7 protein-coding genes are annotated in these 11,912 nt (G+C 44.0%); 3 read left to right on the forward strand and 4 right to left on the reverse strand.

The features are described 5' to 3' along the window. Window positions 1-119: 119 nt before the first annotated feature. The 3 genes from R8G66_26225 (at window position 120) to R8G66_26235 (ending at window position 3,538) form a co-directional block, all read left to right on the forward strand. Window positions 120-1,889 (forward strand): hypothetical protein, encoded by a 1,770-nt coding sequence (locus R8G66_26225; GenBank protein ID MDW3195899.1) that lies wholly within the window; start codon window positions 120-122, stop codon window positions 1,887-1,889. A 102-nt stretch (window positions 1,890-1,991) separates the two neighbouring features. After that, window positions 1,992-2,411, forward strand: coding sequence for a hypothetical protein (locus tag R8G66_26230; GenBank protein MDW3195900.1), 420 nt, complete (start codon window positions 1,992-1,994; stop codon window positions 2,409-2,411). Window positions 2,412-2,608: 197 nt separating this feature from the next. Next, window positions 2,609-3,538, forward strand: a complete 930-nt coding sequence (locus tag R8G66_26235; GenBank protein MDW3195901.1) for an endonuclease/exonuclease/phosphatase family protein — start codon at window positions 2,609-2,611, stop codon at window positions 3,536-3,538. 77 nt (window positions 3,539-3,615) lie between these two features. Here the strand turns inward: R8G66_26235 and R8G66_26240 are convergent, their stop codons facing one another. From R8G66_26240 to R8G66_26255, 4 genes are all read right to left on the reverse strand, one after another. After that, window positions 3,616-4,677, reverse strand: coding sequence for a DUF3179 domain-containing protein (locus R8G66_26240; protein MDW3195902.1), 1,062 nt, complete (start codon window positions 4,675-4,677; stop codon window positions 3,616-3,618). 214 nt (window positions 4,678-4,891) lie between these two features. Then, the gene (locus R8G66_26245; protein ID MDW3195903.1) at window positions 4,892-6,721 is read right to left on the reverse strand and encodes a sulfatase-like hydrolase/transferase; all 1,830 of its coding nucleotides are present in this window, start codon (window positions 6,719-6,721) and stop codon (window positions 4,892-4,894) included. A gap of 3 nt (window positions 6,722-6,724) precedes the next feature. Then, the gene (locus R8G66_26250; protein MDW3195904.1) at window positions 6,725-10,063 is read right to left on the reverse strand and encodes a VCBS repeat-containing protein; all 3,339 of its coding nucleotides are present in this window, start codon (window positions 10,061-10,063) and stop codon (window positions 6,725-6,727) included. Between the two features lie 113 nt (window positions 10,064-10,176). Beyond that, a complete protein-coding gene (locus R8G66_26255) occupies window positions 10,177-11,907 on the reverse strand; it encodes a RagB/SusD family nutrient uptake outer membrane protein (protein MDW3195905.1) in 1,731 nt (576 codons plus the stop codon). Between the last annotated feature and the right edge of the window lie 5 nt (window positions 11,908-11,912).

Here is an 11,912-nt window from a genome sequence, read left to right on the forward strand (position 1 = left end):
AGAAATCCGGCATCAGGAATGGTGCCGGATTTTTTCACAAAGAACCACCAATCCAACAGTCACGGTGGAACCCATTGCTATTATTCTGAGCATTGAATAACTTGTCTAAAAGCAAATCAATGCTAAAGCATCTCTACCGCCTACTATTCTGTCTGATCACTATTGGATCCGTAACGCAAGTACATGCGCAGGAATACGAAAGAAGTATCTCCATCAGTGAATGGATAGAGGAAATGGCAAATCATAAAGACTCTACCTATATCCTCCAGAACACAGAAATCTACTACAACGAAAATGTAGACTCCCTCTACGCCTGGTGGCAACCCAGAACTCCAGCAGCGGATACGATCCCAAAGGATACCATACACATTCGTTCAAGAGTCATGCTATTCAACTGCAAACTGCCAGAGAATTCTACGGTAGTCATGAGCAACCTGATTTTTCATCGAAATGTGTCCCTTACTGCATGTCAGGGCGGCAGCCAAATGATCTTTTATAATGACATATTCCATGAAGGATTGGACATTCGAAAGTCCGATATGGGTACGCTTCAATTTCAATACAGTTCCATCCTGCACCGGATCATTATCGCCGAACTTCAAATTAACTTATTCTCCTTTAGCAATTGTAAGCTTTCAACCGAAGCCAAATTACCCAGTGTTCCATTTAACTATGGATTCGAAGTAGAAGACCAACCCTTTCAAATTCTCATCTATATCACTCAGAATGAAAACAAGATCAACACCTTCAATTTGAGTAATTGCGAAATATTGGAAACCGACGTTGATCCGGTGATTCAGTTCAACGGTGGTATTTATGACATCATGTACATCGATGGCATCGAATTTAAAGAAACGATCATCGATTTCATCGAAGTTTCAGTCAAAGAAGTACTCGCTGTTCAGGATTGTATCTTCAACAAGCCTTTAGGTACCAATCAATTCAATTTCCCATTGAACAATACCTCTTTTTACTGGGATCAATTAAGCAATGCTGGGCTTGGCTTATACTATGATTATGCTCAACTGCCATTCAACTCCCAGACAGATACACTAAGTGCTCAAATCTATGTTTTTAATGCGCTAAAAAGCATGTACAGTAAGTTTCATTCGATGTACCGGACCCAGGGTGATATCGAATCTGCCAATGCTTCTTACGTGCAAATGAAAGACATGGAGACGCGGAAATATCAATATGGATATCTGCAAAACCCGGACCTTCAATCGCTGTTCAACTGGCGCCTTAATCAATTTCTCAAGTACTTTTCAGCTTATGGCACCAGCCCGGTAAAGTCCCTCATTTTTTCTATGTGGACCATTCTCCTTTTTGCTGCCTTATATTTTTTCTTTCCCAGTGACTGGGATCAAATTGATCGAAAATTCCTGATCGGTCAACATCGAAAACTGATGGAATACTTCAAATCAGAGCAAAAACTAGAAGATTTCTATTCAGATGAACACAAAGAGCTCTTTCAAACCTTCGAGCACTACAAAAAGGAAATTCGTGAAAACAAGGGGCAGTTACCTGCTGTTGTGCTGGCAATGGGAAAGCCATTGTATCTGGCTGCCATGATCAAACATAAATTCCTCACATTTTTCTATCGACGGATTGAAATCTTAAAAGGTCGATGGGTAGATCTAAGCTCAAAACGCAAAACTTATGTTGCTTTGGTGACTTTCTTCTCTCTTGCCGCCTATACGGTCTTTCTGATTGGAGTACGCACCTTGAATTCAGTCACCTTGAGTATCAATGTATTTTCGACGCTGGGCTTTGGCGCGATTCCCGTCCAGGGGATTACAAGATACATTACTATCATAGAAGGGTTTATTGGTTGGTTCTTATTGAGCATATTTAGTGTTTCCCTTATTGGTCAGGTGTTGCAGAGCTAGATCCATCAATTCTGAACCAGATAAAAAGTCCACGAAATTGATCATATTTACATCACTGTAACAATTGAAAGTTGATCACAAACGACTAATAATTTATTGATTATGAGAAGCTTACTTTTTTGCCTGGTAATTATGGCAGCTACTTCAAGCTGTGATCTCTTCTTTAAAATTGAAGACACCACACATAAATTGATTGTCAAAAATGATTCAGACATAAGTTTTGACCTTCAATGGAGTGTTAACGGAGAAGATGACGCGAAGACATTACTTACCAGTGACAGAGGTTCAAGCTCCGGTTCGGTCAGATTCCTTTTTCAGGATGGTCACCATGAACAATTAACCGCTGATGAAATCTATGACTTATTCGATGAATTAGTTTTAGTTGTAGAAAACCGGGATGGAACTAGTCAAGAAATTGAACTGAGGGCTTTACAAATAGAACCTTCCATTCAGTCCGATGGATTTATGATGGGTGAAGAACATTATTACACCTTTACCGTCATCAATGAGCATTTGAACTGATCTTTCAAATACAACTGTTCACTGACTTCAGTTTGAAACTGAAGTCGATCAATAAGGTTTAAGTTTAAAACTTAAACCAATTTCCTTTTTTATCGATGATGAGTGACCTCTTGAGCCATCCTAGATCCAGCTAACATAATTAGAAAGGAATTGACCCGAACTTAATCTTTCTATCGATTTACCACGAAATAGTCTGAATGACGAAATATTCAAGTCGCTTGTTAGTTGCATCGATGGCAATAACTGCTATCACTAGTCTGTTAAGTTTCTTCTCGGGACCCAACTGGATATTGGATTTATTCAGTCATTTCAAATGGCAATACCTTCTGGCTCTGACCTGTGGGACAGTGATCCTTGCCTTTAAGAAAACGAAACTTTCATTGATCTTCCTCCCTTTCATTTTCATTCTTATAATGGAGATAGTTCCATTCTACTTCGGGGGAAATAAAAACATCAGCCTGACTAAAACAACAAAAATCATCTGCATCAACCTATTAAGCTCGAACATGGAATTCAAATTAGTTGAGAATTACATCAATCAAAACAACCCTGATATAATCCTCTTGCAAGAATTCAACACCATCTGGCAATCGCAGCTGGAACCGAAGCTGCAGGAATATCCACATCGATTGACAATACCGAGAAATGACAACTTCGGAATGGCACTTTACAGTAAAGGCAAAATCACAAACCTGAAAACATTAACATTTGGGGATTTAGACATCCCTTCTATTCAAGGAGCGATTGAAATAGGGTCAGCCGTTGTTCAATTGATCGCTACACATCCCTTGCCTCCCGTAGGAGCAGATTATTTCCAACACCGGAATTCCCAATTGGCAGAGCTTGGTCTATATATCGCTGAATTAGATAGTGAAGTTATTTTAATTGGTGACCTGAATACCACTTCTTTTTCAACTCATTTCAAAAAGCTTACTTCAACTGCTAAACTTATTGATACAAGGCGCGGTTTTGGGGAGCTCACCACTTGGCCTACCTGGTTTAGTCCGGCCAGGACCACCCTGGACCATTGCCTTATATCAGCAGGGCTTTCAGTGAAATCTAGAAAAGTTGGAGAAAATATCGGATCGGATCACTTACCGATCTCCGTGGAAATTGGTGTGGAATGAGTTCCCATATGTATTGGCCTCTCGTCGTTTTCGTGTGAAACTTTCACTGACTCAGATCAGGTTGACTTTTCGAGACCTTAACTGCCTTCAAAAATCTCTACATCGGCATTAAATGCTACCCAGGCAAAGTAGAAGCCAATGTAACCAGGAGCAGGCAATAAGGATACTGCAGCATCTGGGCCGGATACTGCTTCGCCAAAGAGGTTCCATTCGTTACCGAACTGATCTCGGGCGACTACACCATTTTCTCCATCGATTGATTCCAGTGTGAGCGTTTCATTATTCAACGCTCTGGCTAAGTACGCATTGGCAAATCCTTGCGTTTGATTCCCAAAGATGATCAGGTCCTGACCATCGAGATTATCCAAGACAATATTCGTTTCTTCAAACAAACTCAACTGATAGACTCGGGTGATGCCCCCAGCCTGTACACCTAAAACACGCTCCTTGGCAAAAATTCGATCATCACTACGATCTACGGGAAACAGGGTATTATTGGTCGACAAATAGCTCCCATAAGGATACAACCCATAAGTTCGATTGAACCCTGTACTTCGGGTCAATACGCGGCCATTGGGAAACGCTTCCTTAAATGCCGCAAAAGTCATTTCGGAAACGGGATATTGTGCGATAGCCTGATTGATTAGTTGGCCACTTACGCTTTCATTGAGCATCTGACTCCAGTAGCTATCGGTCACTCGATCGTAAGGAATCAAATTACTATTATACAGCAAGCCGGACACGCCAAAGGTGGTCACTGTTTCATTAATGGTCCGATCCCACCCAATCGCGGTACCCGTCAAGGGGCAATAGGTCAGCGCAAGTTTCAATCCAGTAGTAAAATCATCATTAACAATTTCATGCCAATCCAGGATGTTATGAGCATAAGCCTTCACCTCATCCCCTACTTTCACCACAACGACGAGATCACCATCCGGAATATTGTTATCCTGACTGGCAATGTCGCCAAAGGAAGGGCTATCAATGGAAGGTATACCATCTTTTCCCGGACCGCCATCAAAAACCGCTGTTGCAGGAATGGCCCATTCTCTGTTAGACTCCACCTCATCCTCGCACGCACTTATTGCCATCAGACCTAAGGCCAACACCATCCCATTTATTCTTCCTGCTTTCTTCATTTTGTCTGGATTTAGCATTTCTACTTTGCCCCTATTTTGAAGTCAAACTGAGGCTCTCGAAGTGTACTTCAGTTCACCTCTATCTCCTCCGGAGAGGAGAATCAAGGTGTCTTTTTAAATCAACTTTTAAAAGTTACTAGTGAAGGAACAGCCAGGGTTGGTTAAGGATGATGGGAACTGAACGAAATGTCAGCGGGATTTCATTTTAATGCCCTCAATAAAAAGAAATGTCAACTGCCTTACTTGGCCGGTAGCCTATTCGATCCGCTATGACCCGAATCTTCATCTCCTGTTGAATGGAAAAAGGTGCGACATAAATCTGCCAGGCAGTAGGCCATTCACCCGCATCATTCGTAATCTGATAGCCAATGGAAGCACCATCAGTAACGCACGCAAGTGACACTTGATCAGCATCTATGCTCCAGGTTGGATCGGCAGTTACAGGTTGTTTTTTCGAAGGCCAGATGCTTTCTAACAAGTCTTCTTCGGGCATCAGCCCTCGATCATTGATCGATGATACAAATTGATCGTTTACTAATCGTAATTCTTCCAACTTTTCCTTATACTCCGGCAATTGTGCCAGATCATTGACTTCATGCGGATCCGCAATCACATCGAATAACTGTTCTTCGGGTCGACTATCAGCAAACCAAAGCTTTTGGAGCTCGGTGAACTGACCTTGATCTCTTAAACGATACAATTCTTGCATGATGTCCATTTGATCCCGATAGGCGACCTGCAGAAACATCGGCTCTTCAGGTTGATAGTGTCGGATGTACTTGTACTGACCATCCCGAACGGCCCTGCTTTGTTCGTATGAAGCATCAAATCGATCGGCAGCCGCAAAAACATGCGTTGGTTCTTCCTCTCGCAAGTATTGCCCAAGGAATGCCTTACCATCGAGATGGTCTGGTGGTGTTACACCAGCTATCGAAAGAGCAGTTGGGCCAAGGTCGATAAAGCTCGTCATTCGAGCATCTCGTGAACCGGCACCAATGGCATTTGGAAACCGGACTATCAAAGGCACTTTAATCCCAGAATCGTGTAGTGATCGCTTTTGCCGGGGTAAGGGTCCTCCATGATCCGTGTACCACATGACGATCGTACTATCCAGCAATCCATCCGCCTCCAATTGATCAAGCACAGCTCCTATCTGGGCATCCATTTCCAGGATGTTGGAATACATCCTCCTCACATCTTGCTGTCCTATTTCTGTGTCTGGCAAATAGGGAGGAACTGGCATATCCAGGTCATTGGTAACCCAAAGTGAATCTTCTTTTTTAGCCCAAATACGTGACTCGTGCGTCACTCCAAAATTGAATACTGCGAAAAAAGGCTGACTTGGCTTCCTATTGCGCCAATGCGCCTGGCGACTACTTTCATCCCATGCAACATGGGTCCGAACGAATTGATAATCTTCCTTCGCATTGTTGGAGGTATAATATCCTGCTGCCCTTAGATACTCAGTAAACATCTTCACATCATCTTGGGGAGTTGCTTCGTATGGAATCAATCCTTTAGGAAGATATTGCCGGTAGGTTGCTATCGCCTCTTCTGACGCCCTTCCCGCATACCAGGGCCCCGTGCGCATGTGATTACTTCCAATATGATTGGGATACATGCCCGTGATGATGGCGGACCTGGCAGGTGCACAAACCGGGGCAGGGGTGAAAAAATGATCATAACAGACACCTTCGGCAGCCAGCCGGTCTAGCGTAGGGGTTACAATAGTGGAGTCTCCAAATGCAGGAATGTTCCCACTCATGTCTTCCGCAACCAGCCACAAGATGTTGGGTTGGAAGTCCAGGGAGGGGTTGATGATTGATTGATTTTCTGCTAATTGCTCTTGTTCATGTCCGCAGCTAAGCAGAAAACAGCAGTAAGAAAGTAATAAAGCTCTTACACTATTTTGAATGATAAAGCCAGTGAGATCGTTGAGGAGATACCCTACGCGGGCCGCCGGCATTATTCTCAGCTTCCTTCGGAATTTAAGCTGAGAAAAACCTGATCGCTGGTCGCCGGCATGACGATCTATTCTATTCATTTCTTATCTCCCTGAGATCTCAAGTATTTCCAAAGGCCCGTTGTTACGAGCGGCGATCACAACTTCCTTCTCGCCAGTAGCAATTACTTCCATGTCTTTGACTTCACCATTGATGTAAAAACCACTTTCCGAATAAGGGATCGCCTTAAAATTTCCAGCGCCATCACCCTCTAGAAAAGCACCGTAACTGGCATCATTTCGAGTAGTCTCTATCTCCGAAGTGTGCATATTTCCTGCAAGGATCATGTCCATGTTACCATCCCCATTAAAGTCCCCAGGAAGGATACTGTTGATGTTAGATATCTGCACCTCATTGGGCAGCTTAGACATCTGGAAGGACTGACCTTGATCATTTTGCAGGTACATACTGGCAAAGGTGTAAGCCTTCAAATGGAGCGACGCATCCAAATCATCTTCTGTGTAAATATCAATCAAAGTGGCCTCCGCAAAGGAATTATAATCTTTGTATTTGTACTTGATTGCAGGGATTTGCTCGGAGGAACATTGACGTCCTCTCAAAGGGTATTGTGTACCATCCTGATAGTATCCAAGGACTATGTCCAGTGATCCGTTTTTATCATAGTCATTGGCATATACATCGAAAGATTGCTCTTCGGTAGCCTGGTATTTATAATTCAGTCCCAGATTTCCGGCAGCCAAGTCCATGTCACCATCTCCATCAAAATCCTCAGCTGCGATCGAGTACCACCAGCCTAACGTCTTTTCCAGACCTAATGATTCTGTCTGATCGATCAACACACCGTTGCCATCATTTTGAAATACGGTGATTGGCATCCATTCTCCCACCACAACTAAATCCAATGCTTGATCGCCATTGTAATCAATCCATTCGGCATCTGTCACCATACCTATGGAATCCAGTGCAGGACACACTGAAGCACCCACATTCGTGAATTTCGCCACTCCTTTTTCCGATTCATTCCTTAGGATCAGGCTTGTAGCAGGTAAAGGATATTTTCGTGGAACGATCCTTCCTCCGACAAAGAGGTCCATGTCTCCGTCTCCATCAAAATCTCCAGGCTTCACTTTCGATCCACTATTGGCTATGGCTGGAAGCGCCTCTCTCGCATAGGTATAGCTTCCTTGACCATCGTTGAGATAAAGCCGATCTTGATATCGTGCCGTTCCCACAGTCTCATTGCCTCCACTAACTACATATAAGTCCAAATCTCCATCTGCATCCGCATCGAATAAGGTTGCATCCAGGTCTTCCATGCTTCTATGCCCTTCCCAAGGACCTGTATTTGTACTAAACCCTCCGGATGACTGCTGAATCAATAAAGCGCCTGACTGGCCCGTGGCCCCTCCGACAAACACATCATCAAGTCCATCTCCATTGACATCTCCCCTGGCCAGACCAGGCCCGTTTCTGGAATACTGATGTGGAAGGAGCACCTCATAATCATAGTCGTTAAAGGTGTTTTCACGGTGAACAAAATCAAGAGGTGTTTCTTTCGTCTTGTTCGTAAATGTCGTTGCAATCATGTCAGTCTTAGAAGAAGCATCCTGGGCATCTGAAATAGTGAGTTTCAAAAGCTGATCTCCCTTTACGGAAGTAAGGGTCTGAGAATTGCCTCCAGGCCAGGTCACTTCCAGTTTTTCAATGTTAGCAGTATTACCCAAACCAAAAGTCATCATAGGTGCTACAGAAGACTGGAATCCTCTCGTCATGGTCAGTTCCTGTACTTGTTTCTGACCGTCAGCAGTAATTTCAACCTTAGCGCCGAGTCCTAAAGGATTGTTTTCTGACCCTTCAAATTCCACCTGTAAGTAATGCTTTCCATTCTCCGTGGAAAGGTTCTTAAATACTGAAACAGGCTCGTCAATGTTATTGACAATCAGTTCCAAATCTCCATCATTATCCAGATCGGCATAACTCGCGCCATTGGAATAACCAACATGGCTCAGCCCCCAATCGGCGGAAACATGCGTAAAGGTCAGGTCTCCATTGTTGCGATAAGCAAAGTTGTCCACTGGCTCTGCTGGGATGTTGACAGCTAATTGCAATTCAGTACTTTCTTGCTTTTCCTGATAAGTCCGCGCATCCAGTCGATTGAAATAATCTTTATTGTTGATGTCTCTTCTGGTGCCATTCGTAATGAATATATCTTTCCAACCGTCATTATCAAGGTCCGTCATTAACGCGGCCCAACTCCAGTCCGTCAGAGCAATTCCTGACAAACGTGATACGTCTCCGAAATGTGGCAGGCCATCATCCGCTACACCTCCATTCAATTGCAAGGCATTTTGCATGTATTGGTAGCCCAAGTCCAATCCTACGATTTCCCAGAACCCCGGAATGTCCATACTCGCCATATTGGCTTTATTTCTTCGATTATCCTCGGGAGTCATATCCAACTGGAGTAAATCGATCAGTCCATCATTGTTGAAATCTGCTGCATCTGTGCCCATCCCAAAAAAGGCGGTATGATTGGTCACTTCCTGACTTCTATCTGTGAAGGTGCCATCTCCATTGTTGAAATAGAAATAATCGGGAGAAGCAAAATCATTGGAAACGTACAGGTCAGGCCAACCATCCTGATTGAAATCTGCAGTTGTCCCGCTAAGTGATAAACCGAAATTCAATAAGCCCGCTTCCTCCGTGACATCTACAAATCCATCTCCTGTATTTTGATACAGTCGGTCAGAGTTTAGCGGGTCTTTCTTATCGATTGCAAATTTGTAGGCGTAGTTAGGTGTTTTGAAATGTGTGAATGGGTAATTGGCCACATACAGATCCACATCTCCATCCAGGTCGTAATCAAAGAAAGTGGCCTGGGTTGAGCTACCTTCATCATCAATCCCATACTTGGCTGCTTCCTCGGAAAATGTGGGAACCCCGGCATCGTTCAAGCCTTGATTGATGTACAATAAATTTTTCTTCGTGGTGAATTTTCCAGATACGCTGACATAAATATCCAACCAGCCATCGGCATTCACGTCGGCCATGGTCACGCCGGTCATCCAGCGGTCGTCCCCGCCTACCCTAGCGGTTTCGGTAATGTCTTCAAAACTCAAATCTCCCTTATTTAGATAGAGTTTGTTCTCCACCATATTTCCGGTGAAGAAAATATCAGCCAGGCCATCATTGTTGATATCGCCAGTAGCCACACCGCCCCCCATATAGATGTACGGGTAAGTAAAATAATTGATGATGGAATCTTCTTTGAGGTCGTTTGAGAACTGGATGTTGCTCGTGGATTTGGCAACTTTCTCAAAGACTTTGGGTCCACTGACCTCTTCCTTCTTTTCTTCTGGTGTGGTACAAGCGGCCATCACAACCAATGCGCACCACCGCATACACTGCTTCAACTTCATCATACTTTCAAAAAATGGTCAACCAGGTGATAGATCCCTGAATATTCCTTTAAAAATAAAGGCTATTCCCTAGTCGGGAATAGCCTTTTATATGAATTAACAATTTGTAATAGCGATTAGTATCCAGGATTCTGAATCAGAATATCTGACCCTAATAAATCAATCTCAGACTGTGGAAGAGGCAAATACTCGTTGGTACCAGCCGTGAAGCTTGCTCCAGTATATGCTCCGCTTAAAAGCGTACTTTCATAAGCCAGGAACGCATTGATCTCAGAAGCAGCAATGCCCCATCTTACCAAATCGTAAAGACGGTGACCTTCACCAGAAAGTTCAAGCTTACGCTCCATTCTTACAGCCGATCGAGCCTCAGCCTGATCTGCAAATGCAGTGTACTGGGCTACGTTATAGGTAGCAGCTGGAGCAGATCCATCGTCAAGCATTACAGGAGAAGCAGCAGCTCTCGCTCTTACCTGGTTGATGTAACCTAGCGCAACATTCAAATCACCTACTTCAATTTCAGCTTCTGCAGCCATCAACAATACATCTGCAAATCGGATGATTGTATAGTTAACTGCCGTGTAACCAGGTGTCCATGAGCTACCATCATTCTCTGTTCCGATACCACCTTGGTAGTAAATGAACTTCTTTGGAGAATATGGTCCACCATTAGATGCCTGACGTACCCAGTCATTACCAGGGTGAGGCCCCCAATCCAGGTAAGGAATACCTCTTCTTCCTACAGAGTGATCCAATCGAGGATCAAGGTTACCGGCATCAGGAGTAAATGCATCCCCACTAGCCAAACCAAAATCATTCACAAGTGCATTACCTGCGTCGTTGTAAGAACCATCCAACAAAGGCAATCCGTCTGCTCCAGTTCTGAATGAGTTCGCTAACTCAAAGCTAGGCTGGAAGAATCCACAACATCCACCTGGTCGAGCAGGTCCTGCACTTCCGTGAGGGAAGTTCAATACCAAACCTGGGTTCGCGTTGTTGATCGTTCCTGTCCCTGCAGCAGCTTGAGAGGCAAATACAGACTCAGCGCTATTATCCGTTAAAGAACGGAATGCATCGGCATAGTTAGCTACAAGTGCGTAAGGCTGACCATTGGCAGTTACACCATTGGCAATTACGTCGTTCAACGTCGTTCTGGCCGCTGCAAAATTGCCTTGGAAAAGTTGTGCTTTACCCAAGTAAGCTCTTGCAGCCCAGCTATTGGCTCTACCCGCTTGTGACTGAGTAGCAGGAAGATTATCTGCAGCAAACTGGAAGTCTGCTTCGATCATTGGCCACAACGACGTGTTGTTAGAGATCGGACTAATTTCATCCCAGGTCTCATCTACATAAGGTACATCGTTGAAGATTTTCTTCAAATCGAAATAATAGTGACCTCTCAAGAAACGTGCTTCAGCTCTTGCCTGAGTGATTGCAGCTGTACTGGCAGAACCAGTTTCTTCAGCAACATTCGCCAAACGAAGCGTTGCATTAGCTCTCGCGATACCCTCGAACACCCGAGCATATTTCGATCTGATAGAAGCATTGGTCGTCTGAGGGTTATATGTCTGGATCTCATTTACCTGAGACTGGTCACCAGGATCAGAACCCTTATTGGCATCTCCACCCAAAACTGAACCCCAAAACCAGTTGGAAGCGTCAGTATAGAATCCGCCTCTTCCCAACAACACACTATACGTTCCAATAACTGAACCGTCTAGTCCCGCAGCAGTGGACAACTCATTTGAACTCAAAGAGTTCGTAGGCGCCACCTCCAAAAACTCATCCTTACAGGCCGTCATCACCACTCCAAACGTGAGTAAAGTGACGACTAGAAACTTATATTTATTCATTTTCA

The organism is Cytophagales bacterium (genome assembly GCA_033344775.1).
Taxonomy (GTDB): domain Bacteria; phylum Bacteroidota; class Bacteroidia; order Cytophagales; family Cyclobacteriaceae; genus JAWPMT01.